The sequence below is a fragment of the Micromonospora sp. NPDC049799 genome (genome assembly GCF_040656655.1).
Lineage (GTDB): Bacteria > Actinomycetota > Actinomycetes > Mycobacteriales > Micromonosporaceae > Micromonospora.
Map to the genome: position 1 here is coordinate 1 of NZ_JBFAMU010000083.1, position 14721 is coordinate 14721.

General features: G+C 73.6%; 13 protein-coding genes. 6 read left to right on the forward strand and 7 right to left on the reverse strand.

Annotated elements, in window-relative coordinates:
• Positions 1–93 precede the first annotated feature (93 nt).
• Together AB0I76_RS09810 and AB0I76_RS09815 are read left to right on the forward strand one after the other, a co-directional pair.
• Positions 94–237 (forward strand): hypothetical protein, encoded by a 144-nt coding sequence (locus tag AB0I76_RS09810; RefSeq protein ID WP_357032515.1) that lies wholly within the window; start codon positions 94–96, stop codon positions 235–237.
• 44 nt (positions 238–281) lie between these two features.
• A complete protein-coding gene (locus AB0I76_RS09815; protein WP_357032518.1) occupies positions 282–1241 on the forward strand; it encodes a TAXI family TRAP transporter solute-binding subunit in 960 nt (319 codons plus the stop codon).
• A 47-nt stretch (positions 1242–1288) separates the two neighbouring features.
• On the opposite strand, the gene AB0I76_RS09820 is transcribed toward AB0I76_RS09815, so the two are convergent.
• Together AB0I76_RS09820 and AB0I76_RS09825 are read right to left on the reverse strand one after the other, a co-directional pair.
• Entirely contained in the window at positions 1289–2659 is a 1371-nt protein-coding gene (locus AB0I76_RS09820) for a HAMP domain-containing sensor histidine kinase (protein WP_357032521.1), read from the reverse strand.
• A gap of 7 nt (positions 2660–2666) precedes the next feature.
• The gene (locus AB0I76_RS09825; RefSeq protein ID WP_357032524.1) at positions 2667–3323 is read right to left on the reverse strand and encodes a response regulator transcription factor; all 657 of its coding nucleotides are present in this window, start codon (positions 3321–3323) and stop codon (positions 2667–2669) included.
• Positions 3324–3413: 90 nt separating this feature from the next.
• Here AB0I76_RS09825 and AB0I76_RS09830 point away from each other — a divergent pair, with 90 nt between their 5' ends.
• The 3 genes from AB0I76_RS09830 to AB0I76_RS09840 all read left to right on the forward strand — a co-directional run bounded on the left by AB0I76_RS09830 (position 3414) and on the right by AB0I76_RS09840 (position 5753).
• Positions 3414–3752, forward strand: coding sequence for a DUF952 domain-containing protein (locus AB0I76_RS09830; protein WP_357032527.1), 339 nt, complete (start codon positions 3414–3416; stop codon positions 3750–3752).
• Positions 3753–3834: 82 nt separating this feature from the next.
• Positions 3835–5085, forward strand: a complete 1251-nt coding sequence (locus AB0I76_RS09835) for a hypothetical protein (protein WP_357032530.1) — start codon at positions 3835–3837, stop codon at positions 5083–5085.
• A gap of 119 nt (positions 5086–5204) precedes the next feature.
• Entirely contained in the window at positions 5205–5753 is a 549-nt protein-coding gene (locus AB0I76_RS09840) for an acyltransferase (RefSeq protein WP_357032532.1), read from the forward strand.
• Between the two features lie 66 nt (positions 5754–5819).
• Here the strand turns inward: AB0I76_RS09840 and AB0I76_RS09845 are convergent, their stop codons facing one another.
• From AB0I76_RS09845 to AB0I76_RS09865, 5 genes are all read right to left on the reverse strand, one after another.
• Complete coding sequence (locus AB0I76_RS09845; protein WP_357032535.1) at positions 5820–7103, reverse strand: nucleotide sugar dehydrogenase; 1284 nt, start codon at positions 7101–7103, stop codon at positions 5820–5822.
• Positions 7104–7108: 5 nt separating this feature from the next.
• Positions 7109–8665 (reverse strand): glycosyltransferase family 2 protein, encoded by a 1557-nt coding sequence (locus tag AB0I76_RS09850; protein ID WP_357032538.1) that lies wholly within the window; start codon positions 8663–8665, stop codon positions 7109–7111.
• Positions 8662–10236: a glycosyltransferase family 4 protein gene (locus tag AB0I76_RS09855; RefSeq protein ID WP_357032541.1), complete on the reverse strand. Its 1575-nt coding sequence runs from the start codon at positions 10234–10236 to the stop codon at positions 8662–8664. The genes AB0I76_RS09850 and AB0I76_RS09855 overlap by 4 nt, the downstream gene beginning before the upstream one ends.
• Positions 10237–10455: 219 nt before the next feature.
• Positions 10456–11913: a glycosyltransferase family 39 protein gene (locus AB0I76_RS09860; RefSeq protein WP_357032544.1), complete on the reverse strand. Its 1458-nt coding sequence runs from the start codon at positions 11911–11913 to the stop codon at positions 10456–10458.
• A 103-nt stretch (positions 11914–12016) separates the two neighbouring features.
• A complete protein-coding gene (locus AB0I76_RS09865) occupies positions 12017–13480 on the reverse strand; it encodes a hypothetical protein (protein ID WP_357032547.1) in 1464 nt (487 codons plus the stop codon).
• Positions 13481–13691: 211 nt separating this feature from the next.
• On the opposite strand from AB0I76_RS09865, the gene wecB reads away from it, so the two are divergent.
• A partial coding sequence (gene wecB / locus AB0I76_RS09870; protein ID WP_357032551.1) for a UDP-N-acetylglucosamine 2-epimerase (non-hydrolyzing) occupies positions 13692–14721 on the forward strand: 1030 nt, incomplete at its 3' end.

Here is a 14721-nt window from a genome sequence, read left to right on the forward strand (position 1 = left end):
CCTTCACCTCCGACGTGGGGGAAACGATTCAGACCATGCTGACCACGCTGGCCGGCGACGATCCGAGCCCGGAGTCCGTCGAGCTGCGCGCTGATGCTGGTGCGCGGCGCGGCCCTGCTGGACGTACCGGCGCTGCTGCGCCCGGGCACCGGCTGCTTCGTGGTGAGCGTGGCGCAGGGCCGGGACCGGGAGCAGATCCTGGAGGCCACCGCCCTCGCACCGGCACCGGACCGGTAGGGCGGGGTTGCGTCGGACGGCCCGGTCGGCGCACAGTGCAGCGCGTGAGCCGTACCGCCTCCGCCCGCATCCGGCCGCCGGCCGCCCCCACGGTGTTGCTGGCGCTGCTCCTGGTCGCGGTCCTGCCCGGCGCCGCCGGCTGCCGGGAGACCGACGAGGCGCCGGTGCGGATCCGGATCGCCACCGGCAGCCCCACCGCCGTCTACCACGCGTTCGGGCGGTCGCTGGCCGCGATCCTCAACCGGGAGTTGCCGAACGTCGAGGCCAGCGTCGTGGTAACCGCCGCGTCGGCGGAGAACGTCCGGCTGGTCGGCTCGGGTGCCGCCGAACTCGGGTTCACGCAGGCCGACGTGCTCCCGGCGGCCGGTGCGACGGACCCGGCGGTCGTGGCGGTGGCCCGCGTGTACGACGACCTGCTGCACCTGGTCACCACGGCCGGGGGGCCGGTGCGGAGCCTGGCCGACCTGCGGGGACGGCGGGTGTCGGTGGGCGCATCCGGCTCCGGTACGGAGATCACCGCCTCCCGGCTGCTGGACGCGGCACGGCTCGGCGACGACGTACGCCGGCAACACCTCAACCTGGACGACTCGGCCGCCGCCCTGCGAGCCGGCCGGGTCGACGCCTTCTTCTTCTCCGGCGGCCTGCCCGTGCGGGCCGTCGAGGAGCTGGCCCGGGACCTTCCCGTCCGGATGGTCGACCTCGGTGACTGGACCGAGCCGCTGCGCGCCCGCAACCCGGAGGTCTACGTGTCGCGGGACATCCCCCGCTCGGTGTACGGGGTCGACCCGGTCACCACGGTGGCGAACCCGAACTTCCTCGTCGTCCGCGCCGACCTGCCGGAGGCGCTGATCCGGGAGGTGACCCGGTTGCTCATGGAACGCCGGGCGGAGCTGGCCGCCGCGCACCCGGCGGCGGGACGGATGAGTCCCCGCTCGGCCATCGCGACCGCGCCGCTGCCCCTGCATCCGGGCGCCGCCGCCTGGTACCGCGCCGCGAAACCGTGAAAGGAAGGGCCCCCTCTCAACGCCTCGAGTAGAGGAAGGGCCCCTTCTTAACGCCGAGCGGGGAACCAGACGCCGGCGACGAGGCCGCGCGGCGCGTTCGGGCGCATGGTGAGCCGGCCGCCGGAGGCGTCCACCAGCACCGCCACGATGGTCAACCCCAGGCCGGCGCCGTCGACGTTCTGCACCTCCGGCGCCCGCCAGAACCGCTCCGTCGCCTGCCCGAGCTGGCTCGCCGTCATCCCGGGGCCGGTGTCGCGTACCTCCAGGGTGGTCCCGCCGTCGTCGGGCCGCACCTCGACGGTCACCTCTCCCCCGGCACCGCTGAACTTCACCGCGTTGTCGATCAGCGCGTCCAGCGCCTGGTCGATCGCGGTGGGCACCGTCTGCGCGTACGCCGGGGAGGCGACCGTGGTGAGGCGCAGCGCGACCGACCGGTGCCGGGCGAGCGGCTGCCACGCCGCGACCCGGCTGGCGGCGACGGCGGTCGCGTCCACGGTCACCCGCTGGTTCTCCCGGCGTTCGGCGCGCGCCAGGGTGAGCAGCGCGTCCAGCACCAGGGCCAGCCGGTCGGTCTCCTCCAGCGCCAGCCGGTGCTCGGCACGGCCGTCGGGATCGCTGAGGCTCGGCCCCAGCTCCTCCACCCGCAGCCGCAGCGCGGTCAGCGGGTTACGCAGCTGGTGGCTGGCGTGCGCGACGAAGGCCCGCTGCCGGTCCATCACGTCCGACACCGCGTCGGCCATGTGGTTGAAGCTCGCCGCCAGGCGGCGCAGCTCCGGCGGGCCCAGCCGGTGCTGCACCCGGGCGCTCCGGTGGCCCTCGGCGATCTCGTGGGTGACCGCGTCCAGCTCGGTGACCGGGCGCAGCACCCACCCGGCCAGCCCGAACGCGGTGAGTACGCAGGCCAGCACGGCGAGCAGGCCCATCCCGGTCAGCAGCAGCCACCAGGCCGTGACGGTACGCCGGACCGGGCCGGCCGGGGTGGCGGTGACCACCGCGCCGAGCACCTCGCCGCCGTCGTTGATCGGCACCGCCACCACGATCGGACCGTCCACCCACGGCCAGACCGACTCCGGCCCGCTGGCCTGCTGACCGGACAGCGCCACGTCCAGCGCCTCCCGGGTGCCGGGGGCGGGCCGCCAGCTCGCCGAGGCGACCACGGTGCGGCGGTCCCGGTCCACCACCGCCGCGCCGATGCCGTACAGCTCGTCGTAGCTGCTCAGCTCGTTGTCGAGCGGCCCGGGGGTGCCGCCCCGCAGGGCCGGCCCGGCCAGCGACGCGAACCGCGTCGCGTCGGCGAGCCGGTCCGCGCGCACCCGGTCGGTCTCCCGGCTGGCCAGGGTCGCCGCCAACGGGGTCTCCAGGGCGATGAGGACGAGCACCATCAGCAGCAGGTAGCTGATCACCAGGCGACGTCGCACCGGGACCTCACGCGCCGCGCAGCCGGTAGCCGACCCCGCGGACGGTCTCCACCAGGCGCGGGTCACCGAGCTTGCCGCGCAGCGAGCCCACGTGCACCTCGACGGTGTGCCGGTCGGCCCAGGTGGTGCCCCAGGCGTCCAGCAGGATCCGGTCGCGCGGCACCGCCACCCCCGGCTGCCGGGCCAGCGAGAGCAGGACGTCGAACTCCTTGCGGGTCAGCGGCACGGCACGGCCGTCCACGGTCACCGCCCGGGCGGACACGTCGATGCGTACCGGACCGGCCTCGATCACGTGCCGCTCGGGGACGGTGTGCGCCGCGCGGCGCAGGACCGCCTCGATCCGTGCCTGCAACTCGACCATCGAGAACGGCTTCACCACGTAGTCGTCCGCGCCGAGGCGCAGGCCCAGCACGCGGTCCCGCTCCTCGCCCCGGGCGGTCACCGCGATGATGCCGAGCTGCGTGCTGCGGCGGCGCAGTTCCCGGCACACGTCGGTGCCGTCGCCGTCGGGCAGGGTCAGGTCGAGCAGCACCAGGTCGCAGGGTGCGGCCGACAGGGCGGCGGCGACGGTGGCCGCGTGTTCCACCTCGTACCCGCGCCGGGTCAGCGCCGAGGACAGGGCCGCGGCGACCCGGAGGTCGTCCTCGACCAGCAGGATCCGCACCCGGTGCCCTCCGTTCCTCGCCCAGCCGACCTGGGCATGGTGGCAGATGTCCGCCCACGACGGGAGGGCCGGCCTGGCTATCCTGCCGTAGTGATCTACAAGCTGCTGGCGACGACCGAGTGGGACGACGCGCTGGCCGCCGGGCACTTCACCGGCACCGCCATGGACCACCAGGACGGTTTCATCCACCTGTCCGGCCCGGAACAGGTGGTCGAGACGGCCCGACGGGTCTTCACCGGCGTGGCCGGGCTGACGCTGCTGACGGTCGACGAGCAGCGGCTGGGCCCGGAGCTGCGGTGGGAGCCGTCCCGCCACGACCAGCTCTTCCCGCACCTGTACGGCCCGTTGCCCGTGGCGGCCGTCGTCGACGCGCGGGCACTGCCGGCAGACGTGCCCGCCGCCGACGCCGTCGCGGCGCTGCTGACCTGACGGACGGTCGCCGTGCCCGACGACCTCGCTCCGTCCCGCGGCGGATGCCGGCGTTCCCGCCGGTCGGGTAGGGTCACGCCTCGTGTCCGCTGACCCCGCTGCCTCGACGAAGCCCCTCGGCGAACCGGCCTCCGCCGCACACTCGCACGATCCGGCGGCCGGCTGGTCGTCCCCGGCCGCGGCAACGGCCGACGGGTCGCCGACGGATGCGGGCAGCCGCCGGCGGTTGCCGGCCGCGGCACCGGCGCTCCTCGCGTACGTGCTGTTGCGGGCGGCCGGGCTGATCGTCCTGTGGATCTTCTCCCACCGGGCGGGCGCCGACTTCTGGTCGCTGCTGCACAGCCGCTACGACTCCCTGTGGTACGCGCAGATCGCCGATCAGGGGTACGACCAGAGCCTGGACAACGTCGGCCCGGACGGCAAGCCACGGTTGCCGAACCTGCCGTTCTTCCCGCTCTACCCCGGCCTCACGGCGGGGGTCGCCGCCGTCACCCCGTTCTCCATCCCGGTCGCCGCCCTGGTCGTGTCGTGGGTCGCCGGTATCGCCGCCGCGTGGGGCATCTACGCCCTCGGCGTCCAGCTCGCCTCCCGGCGCGTCGGCCTGCTCCTGGTCGCGCTCTGGGCGGTGCTGCCCCACGCGGTGGTGCAGAACATGGCGTACACCGAGACCCTGTTCACCGCGCTGGTGGCGTGGACCCTGTACGCGCTGCTGCGCCGGAGGTGGCTCACGGCCGGGGTGCTCTGCCTGGTCGCCGGCTTCAGCCGCCCGACGGCGAGCGCGCTGATCGCCGCGGTCGGCGTCGCGGCGCTCGTCGCGGTGGTACGCCGGCAGGACGGCTGGCGACCGTGGGTCGCGGGGCTGCTCGCTCCCCTGGGCTACCTCGGCTATCTGGCGTGGATCGGCCAGCGGCTGGGACGGGTCGACGCCTACTTCCACATCCAGAGCACCACCTGGAAGATCGGGTTCGACGGCGGCGTGGACACCTTCGCCACATTCCGACAGGTCCTGACCAAGGCGGTGCCGCTGTCGTTCTACACGTCGACGCTGCTGATGGCACTCGCCGCCGTACTGGTCGTGCTGCTCGTCCTCGACCGTTACCCGCTGCCCGTGGTGGTCTACTCCCTGACGTTCCTCGTCCTGACCGTGGGTACCGAGGAGTACTACTGGGCGAAGGGCCGCTACCTGGTGCCCGCCTTCACGCTGCTGCTGCCGGTGGCCCTCGCGCTGGGCAAGGCGCGGCCGCGTACCCGGATCCTCGTCCTCGGGCTGCTCGCCCTGATCTCCGCCTGGTACGGCACCTACCTCAGCCTGATCTGGACGTACTCGCCGTAGCCGCCGCCGCGGTGCGCGGCCGGCGGCTGGTTATGCTACGCCGGGCCACGGCCCGCGGCCTTCGGACCGGCCTCCACCCGGCGCGACGCCGCGCCCCGAGACGATGCGAGCGGACAGACATGACTGACACCAACGACCGGCCGACGGTCTTCGTCCACCCCAGCGCCGACGTGGAGTCCGGCGCCCAGGTCGGGGACGGCACGAAGGTCTGGCACCTGGCCCACATCCGGTCCACCGCCCGGGTGGGCGCGGGCTGCGTCATCGGGCGAAACGTCTACGTCGACGCCGGGGTGACCGTCGGTGACCTCGTCAAGATCCAGAACAACGTCTCCGTCTACCAGGGCGTGACCATCGAGGACGAGGTCTTCGTCGGCCCGTGCGCGGTCTTCACCAACGACTTCCGCCCCCGCGCGCAGAACCCGGACTGGACCATCACCCCGACGCTGATCCGGCGCGGCGCATCCATCGGCGCCAACGCCACCCTGGTCTGCGGCATCGAGGTCGGCGAGTACGCGATGATCGCCGCCGGCTCGGTCGTGACGAAGGACGTGCAGCCGTACCAGCTGGTCGCCGGCAATCCTGCCCGCCCGAGGGGCTGGGTGGACGCCAAGGGCGAGGTCGTCTCCCGGGACGTGGAGAACCGGCCCGCCGGGCTCGACCAGGGCTGAGCCCCACCGACGCGGAACGGGTCCCGACCGGAAGGTCGGGACCCGTCGTGCTTCCGCAGGCGGCGGTCAGCCGCCGATGACCACCCGGCGGACGTCCGCCCAGCGCGCCGGGTCGGTGACCCGACGGCCGTCGACCAGCACCCGCACCGTCGGCAGGTCGGCGGCGGCCAGCGTGCGGTACTCGGTGTGGTCGGCCTGGATAACGGCCGCGGTGACCGGCTGGCCGTCGTACGGCGGCAGGCCGTGCGCGGTCAACTCCTCGGCGGTGTACATCGGGTCGGACACGTACGGCTTGGCGCCCCGTGCGCGCAGCGCCTCCACGGTCGGGAAGACACCGGAGAACGCGGTCTCCTTCACCCCGCCCCGGTACGCGGCGCCGAGCACCAGCACCTCGACGTCGGTGAGGTCGCCGTACGCGGCGGCGAGCAGGTCGACGGCGTACTGCGGCATCGCGGCGTTGGCCTCGCGGGCGGAGCGGACCACGGTCGCGGCCGGGTCGTTCCACAGGTACATCCGCGGGTAGATCGGGATGCAGTGACCGCCGACGGCGATGCCCGGCGAGTGGATGTGGCTGTACGGCTGGCTGTTGCAGGCCTCGATGACCTTGAGCACGTCGATGCCGACGGTGTCGGCGAAGCGGGCGAACTGGTTCGCCAGACCGATGTTGACGTCGCGGTACGTGGTCTCGGCGAGCTTCGCCATCTCGGAGGCCTCGGCGGAGCCCAGGTCCCACACGCCGTTCGGCCGGGCCAGGTCGGACCGCTCGTCGAAGTCGAGCACCGCCCGGTAGAACTCCACGCCGTGCGCGGCGGAGGCCTCGTCGATGCCGCCGACCAGCTTCGGGTAGCGCCGCAGGTCGGCGAAGACCCGGCCGGTGAGCACCCGCTCGGGGCTGAAGACCAGGTGGAAGTCCCGGCCGGCGGTGAGGCCGGAGCCCTCCTGGAGCATCGGCGCCCACCGGTTGCGGGTGGTGCCGACCGGCAGGGTGGTCTCGTAGCTGACCAGGGTGCCCGGCTTGAGGCCACGGGCGATGGCCCGGGTGGCGTCGTCCATCCAGCCGAAGTCCGGCACGCCCTCGGCGTCGACGAACAGCGGCACGACCACCACGACGGCCTCGGACTCGGCGACCGCGGCGGCGGTGTCCGTGGTGGCCGACAGCAGGCCGGCGGCGACGGCCTCCTTGAGCTTCACGTCCAGGTCGGTCTCGCCCGGAAACGGCACCGCGCCGTCGTTGACGAGGCTGACGACCCGCTCGGAGACGTCGGCACCGATGACGCGGTGCCCCTTGGACGCGAACTGCACGGCGAGCGGCAGCCCGATCTTCCCGAGGGCGACGACGCAGATGTTCATGACTACTACTTTCCTCCTAGTGGAAGCCCGCGCCGCAGGCGGGCCACGAGCCGGCGCGGCGTCACAGGTGCCACGGCGATGACGAGCTGACCCTTGTGGTTGGTGGTGGTGGTGAGAATGTGCAGGCGGGCGCCCCGGCGCACCACGGTCCGCTGCGGGACCGGCCGCCGCGCCCCGCGCAGCGCCGCGACGCCGGTGGTGCCGAACGCCTCGACCCGGGCCTGGACGGTACGCAGCTCGCCGCCGGGCGCGGTGTCCGCCACCAGACGGTCCAACGGTATGCGGGCCCGGACGGTCGTGCCCGTGGCGTCGGCGACCACCGAGACGGTGGCGCCGACCACGTCTCCGGCGACCAGGGCCACCGCACCGGTCAGCTCCGCCAGGTCGGGGCGGGGGCTGCGGGCGGTCACCAGGAGCGCGCGGTTGCCCTCGAAGGCCGCCGACACGGTGTCCAGCCGGGCGATCCAGTCGGCGGCGCCGGCGGTGATGTCGTACCAGGCGTCGGGGATGCCGAGCTGCGGGTCGCGGAACCCGGGGTAGCCGGCGTACCAGCGGTCGCCGTCCACCACCGCCGGGGGAATGCCCATCTCGGCGTCCTGCCGGATCACCGCGAGCAGGTGGTCGACGTCGCCGTACCGGGCGGCGGCCAGCCGGATCCGCGCCTCCACCGGGAGCTGGTCGCGGATGCGGTCGGTCAGGTACGCCTCGGCCAGCGCGCGCACGCCCGCGGCGACGTCGGACTGGACGTCCCGTTCCAGGCCCAGGAAGTCGTTCTCCAGGAGCTTGGCGATCTCCCAGGTGAAGTGCCGCAGCAGCACGGCGTCGCGCCGGGGACCGGGCTCGATCAGGCCGGCGACGAAGGCGACGATCTCCTCGGCACAGCGCAGCCGCTCCCGGTGCCGGCTCTTGTACGTGATGTTGCGGGCGTTGAGCCGGCGCACCGCGTAGTAGTAGTCGTAGTCGGCGAGCACCGAGATCCGGCGGGCGCGTACGCACGCCTCGATCGTGAACGGCTGGTCGCTGCCGACCGGCATGTCCTCCGGGTAGCGCAGCCCGTACTTCTCGATCAGGTCCCGCCGGAACAGCTTGGTGTTCGACAAGGACCACGGCAGCGCCGAGTCGAAGAGGTCCACCTCGGCCGCGTTCTCCGCGTAGATCGCCTGGTGGATGTAGCGGCTGTTCACCCCGACGAGCCTGCCGAGGACCACGTCGGAGTCCCACCGGTCGGCGGCGCCGACGAGCCGCTCCAGCGCCTCGGGACCCAGGTAGTCGTCGGAGCCGATGAAGAAGACGTACCGGCCGGTGGCGTGCTCCAGCGCCCGGTTGCTCGGCCCGGCCGGGCCGCCCGAGTTCGGCTGGTGCAGCACCTTCACCGTGCCCGGGTACATCCGGGCGAACCGGTCCAGCTCCCGACCACTGCCGTCGGTCGAGCCGTCGTCGACCGCGACGACCTGCAGCCGGTCCCGGCCGATCGTCTGCTCCACCAGCGACGTCAGGCACCGCGTCAGGTACGGCATGGTGTTGTAGACGGCGGTGACGACGGTGACGTCGGGAACGGTCACGTGCCGACCTCGAGGGCGGGTCGCGGGTCGTCCGACGCCGACCGCGCCGCGGCGTCGGCCGGCGCGGGGTTCGCCGCGGGGCCGGGCAGCAGCCGGCGGTACACGCCGTCGAGCACCTCGGCCTGCGCCTCCCAGGTCCAGCTCCGCAGCAGACCCGGTCGGTCGTACGCGGCCCGGTAACGCGCCGGGTCGGCCAGCACCGCGCGCACCGCGCGCAGGTAGTCGTCGACGTCCTCGGCGCGGAACACCTCGCCCTGACCGGTGTCCCGGACGGTGCCGGCCATCGTCTTCACGTCGCTGACCACCAGCGGCAGCCGCGCGTGCGAGTACTCGAAGAACTTGGTGATCAGCGCGATCTCGTGGTTGGGCCAGTGGTGGATCGGGATCACCCCGGCGTCGGCCGCGGCGAGGAACGGCACCACCTGCCAGTGCGCCACGTACGGCAGCGCGTGCACCCGGTCGGCGACGCCGAGTTTCCGGGCCCGGGCGAGCAGGCCGGAGACGTAGGGCCCCTCCGGCTTGTTCACCACGAGCGCCACGTGCACCCCGGGCAGCTGCGGCAACGCGTCGACCATGACGTCCAGGCCGCGCTGCCTCGCCGCCGCCCCGCTGTAGACCAGCAACGGCACGTCCGGGCCGATCCCGCAGAGGGCACGCAGGTCCGGCGCGGGGGCGTCGGGGTCGAGATCCTCGGTGAGCGCCGCCGGGGCGTTGAGCACCACGTCGGGCATGGTGGCCAGGTGGTGCTCCCGTCGCAGCAGCTCGGCGAGGCCGTCGGAGACGGTCATCACGGCGTCGGCGTACGGGGCGTACTCCCGCTCGTGGGCACGGTGCGCGGGCAGCCAGCGCGCGTTGTCCTGCCAGGGCTTCAGCCCGGGCAGGAACTCGTGGGCGTCCCAGACCACCTTGATCTCGCGCCCCTGGGCCGCGGCGCGGATCTTGGCGCGGGCGGCGACGCCGAGCATCCGGAAGTCGTTGGCGTGGATCAGGTCGGGTCGCAGCTCGTCGACGACCGGCCCGTAGGCCAGTTCGTAGTCCCACAGCCCCGGCTCCAGCCGCCGCCACGCGCCATCGCCCTTGACGGTCTGCCAGAAGCGCGTGTACGCCCGGTCCCACGGATTGCGGAACCGCCGGCGGGTGCGGGCCTGGGTGAGCATCCAGTACCGCCCGGACACCCAGGTCCGGGTCAGCTTCGCGGCGACCTGCTCCGCCCGGAGCAGGCGCTTGCGCAGCCCCAGTCGAGGGGTTCCCGGACCGGTGGCGGCCAACTGCGCGGCACGCACCGCCAGGTCGGCCTGCCATGCCTTGACGGTCTGCTGCCGGTGGGCGGCGATCCCGTTGGGCGGGTACGCCAGGGGCCAGCGCAGCCAGGCCCGGCGGAACTCGTGGCGGCGACGGGCCAGCGGCGCGGGCATCGCCAGCAGCCGCACCTCCGCGGCGCCGAGCCGCCACGACTGCGCGACCCCGCCGGGCGAGCGGCCCAGCAGGACGACGTCCCAACCGGCGTCGGCGGCCGACCGGGCGGTCTTCTGCACCCGCGAGTCGCCGTTCACACCGTTGTCGACCAGCATGACAACCCGGCCACGAGCGCCTGGGTGCGCAGCAGCGTCGTCGAATGCCATCTGCCCGTCTCCGCCTCTCTGCGGACTCCGATACACCTCGGGGCGGCCCGTAGCGGACCGGCGCACGCCGGAAGCCTCGCCACGGGCCTCCGCGAGTCTACGGTAGGCCACCGGGTGCCGGCCCCGGCCTCGCCGCCGCCCCACCCGACGCAGGTCAGAGCCCGATTCTCAGAAGAAGTTGTGGTAGAAGCCCTGGATCAGGACGGCCTGACCGACCGACAGCAGGACCAGGACGGCGACCACGGCGCCGCGGACCCAGGGACGCCGAAAGCCGGCGGTCCACCGGTCGACCACCAGGCCGGCCGTGGCGGCGACGAGCGGGTAGAGGAACGCCCAGGTCCGCTCGACCTCCCCGGGTCGCAGCTTGGTCAGCTCGGACGGCAGCGCCGCCCACAGGACCATGAACAGGACGAGCACGGTGACGAGCACCGGCCGGCGGGCCCCGGGCACCTTCCGGAACAGGCCCACGACACCGAGCGCGGCCAGCGGCAGGCCCGCGTACATCAGCCAGGCCGCCGGGCTCCCCACCATCCAGTACGTCGTCGAGTAGCCCGAGACCCGGGGCGAGACCAGGTACGAGGCGAAGACGTTCATACCGAGCACCAGCCAGGCCAGCGCCAGGACGGCGACACCGCCGCCGGCGGCGGCGGCCAGCAACCGCCCGCCGGTGCGCCACCCGCACTGCACCAGCACCGCCACCACCGCGGCGATGACCACGAAGGAGGTGGCGAACGTCATCAGGGTGCCCACACCCAGTACGGCGCCGGCGGCGGCGGCGATCGGCGCCGACCGACGGTGCACGGCGAGCACGAACAGCGCCACGCTCAGGGCCATCGGGACCGCGAAGATCGTGTCCAGGTTGCTGTACGCGAGCATCAGCGGCCCCGGGGAGGCGGCGAACAGCACCGCGCCGATCCGGCCCGCCCGCTCGCCGCCCAGCGTACGGCCGATCAGCCAGGTGGCGACCGCCGCGGTGAAGGCGATGAGAGCGATGGTGACGGCGATCCACAGCTTCTGCGCCGAGCCGAAGATCTTGAACAGCAGGAAGAGGAAGACGAAGACCCCGGCGGGGTGGGTGCGCGAGTTGTACGAGTGGAACCGCTCGCTCAGTTCGGGGTGCCGCTCGACGAAGCCGCGCAGCCTGTACTCGTAGACGAAGTGCAGGTCGGACGTGTAGTAGGGCGCGTTGCGGTGGGTGGAGATGCCGCGGGTCAGGTCCTCGGGATCGCCCCGCACCACGGCGACCGCGGTGGCGGTCGCCAGTCCGGCCAGCACCACCAGCAGCAGCGCGGCGGCGGCGGGCAGGCGACGCCACGAGCTGACCATCCAGCCCAGGCCGGCGAGCAGCACCCCCGCCGGGATCACCCAGAGCGCCAGGGCGTCCCAGAGCGGGATGAACACCCCGTAGATCGGCCGCCGCGCGAAGTAGCCCCAGCCGAGCGGGGCAAGGGTCTGGCTCCACCACCAGAAACCCCAGAGGGCGGCCCCGACCGCCACCATCGCCAGCCACGGCCACCAGCGCCAGCGCGGTGCGGGGACGGCCTGCGCGACGGGACGGTCCGCCACCGCCGTGCCACCGCCCCCTGACGCGCCGCCGGGCGCGTCGCGGTCGCTCGCTTCACCCATGTCCTCAACCCCACGTTCTACCCGCTGATGGCGGCGCCGCTGCGTTACCGGTCGTCCCGGGTGACGACTGTAGGGGATCGCGCCGGGCCGCAGGGGACGTCGATCACTGGCCGTCGATGGCCGGCGAGGGCCGGGGCCCTGGCGCGTCTCCCTGACCGGCGAGGCCGCGCCGGTCGAGCGCCGCGTCCAGCGCCGCGAGCAGCAGGACGAGAAGACCGATCCGGAGGTAGAGCGACTCCTGGATGCCGAACCGCGCGAACTCACCGGCCGACAGCATCAGACCGGCCAGCGTGCTGACCAGGCTGCCCACAACGGCCACCGCACCCGCCACCAGCAGAACCCGCCGTCGGCGCACCGCCCCGGCGGCCCAGCCGGCGAGCACGGCGAGCACGGCGGTGACGGCGACCAGCGGCAGGACGAGCCGCTCGGGAGGGAAGTACGCCGCCTGCACACCCGCCGGCAGGAGCGCCGCCGGGCGGCCGTAGGTGCCCAGGCTGCGGCTGCCCAGCGCGACCGCGAACTTCTCCTCCATCGTGCGGGCGAAGTGCCGGGGGTCCGCCACGGCGTACCGGTAGCCCACCGTCATCTTGTTCTCGTCCGCCCACGCCCGCAGGTCCGGGCAGGCCCGGTACGCGTGCCCCACCCGCCGGACGTTCCACGACGTGCCGTCGGTCACCTTCTCCAGCGGGCGACACGCCGGCATGCCGAGTTCCTCGTGGTAGACCTCCCGCATGCGTCGGTCGTCCATCACGTCGATCGTCAGCCGGTAGAGGAAGGTCTCCTCGGTCTGCGAGTGGCCCGAGGCGCTCCACCTGGCGAAGGCCCGGTCGGTGGGGCCGGCGATCGCCGCGGCCCAGGCCAGTCCGACGCCGAGCACAAGCACGACGGCCACCGCCGCGCGGCGGTGCGGCCGGCTGCGCCAGGCCAGCACGACCACCGCGACCAGGACGAGACCGACGAAGAGCAGCGTGTCCTGCCGGGTGAAGATCCACCAGAAGGCCGTTGCCGTCATGGCGGCGGCGGCGACGCGGGACCGGGTGCGCCACCAGATCCCTCCCAGACCGACGGTGAGCAGCCCCAGGTTGATCGAGAGTGACTCGGAGATCATGGTGTGGTCCCACACGTAGGCCGGTGGCGTCAGTGCCAGCCCGAACAGGACCACCGCGGCCAGCACCCGGGCAACCGGGCTACGCAGCGTGATCCAGAGTGCGACGACCAGGGCGGTCCACCCGAGCATGCCGACGAGGGCCTGGAGCAGCGCCCGGCCCTCGTCCGCCCCGACCAGCGAGTAGAGCAGCGGTGTGCCCCACAGGCGGGGCGCCTGGCCGGTGAAGGACAGCGTTGCCGTGGGATCCGGCCCGTCCGTCAGGCCCAGGTACGAGCGGGAGTCGAAGGTCCGGAAGGGCTCCACCCTGAGCGCCACGCTCGACCGCGCGACGACGTACGCGACGACCAGACCGACCAGGACGAGGTCCAGCCGGTGGGCTACCGGTGACCATCGGCGGTCACCGACGGACGGGAATTCCTGTGCACCTGGATCGGCGACGACCGGGGGTTCAGCGGCCACGGCAACTCTCGTAGGGGTGAGGACGGGTCACACCGTCCGGTGAATGTCGCGGCGATGTTAGCCTAGGCCGCCGTCGGCGCGGCGAGGCGGACAACTCGCCCGTTCCGCCGCAGAATCGGACCGGTCGCCGGTGGCAGCCGGGCGATCCGGTGAGCTGGGGGTGCGGCGCGCAGGCGCCGACCGCGGACAAGGTATCGGAGGAACGTCGCAGATGAAGGTCGTCAGCATCGTCGGGGCCCGGCCGCAGCTGGTCAAACTCGCACCGATCGCGGCGGCGTTCGCCGCTACCGAGCACGAGCACGTCATCGTGCACACCGGCCAGCACTACGATGCCGACCTCTCCGACGTCTTCTTCTCCGGCCTCGGCATCCCGGACCCGGACGTCCACCTCGGTATCGGCTCCGGCAGCCACGGGGTGCAGACCGGCCGGACGCTGGCCGCGATGGACCCGGTGCTGGAGGAGCACCGGCCGGACTGGGTCCTCGTCTACGGGGACACCAACTCCACCCTCGCCGGCGCGCTGTCCGCCGTGAAGCAGCACCTGCCGGTCGCTCACCTCGAGGCCGGGCTGCGCTCGTTCAACCGGCGGATGCCGGAGGAGCACAACCGCGTGCTCACCGACCACTGCGCCGATCTGCTGCTCGCGCCGACCGGGGAGGCGATGCGGCACCTCGCCGCCGAGGGGCTGGCCGACCGGTCGGTGCTCGTCGGCGACGTGATGGTCGACGTCTGCCTGCGGGTCCGGGACGCCGTGCTGACCGGCCGCAACCCCCGGCCGGAGCTGCCGGAGGGCATCGACCCCGACGCGCCGTACCTGCTGGCCACCCTCCACCGGGCCGAGAACACCGACGACCCGCAGCGGCTCGCCTCACTGGTGGCCGCGCTGGCCGACCTGCCGGTGCCGGTCGCCCTGCTGGCCCACCCCCGGCTGCTCGCCCGCGCCAACGAGCAGGGGCTGAAGCTGACCGGCGGGTCGCTGCACGTCGGCCGTCCGCTGCCGTACGGCGCGCTGGTCGCGGCCGTCCTCGGATCGGCCGGCGTGATCACCGACTCCGGCGGGTTGCAGAAGGAGGCGTACCTGCTGGACCGGCCGTGCACCACGCTGCGGCCGGAGACCGAGTGGGTGGAGACCCTGCACGACGGCTGGAACGTGCTCGCGCCGAACCCGGCCGCGCTGGGCCGGGCCGACTGGGTCGCCACCGCGACCCGGCCCGCGCCGGCCGCCCCGCGCCAGGAGCCGT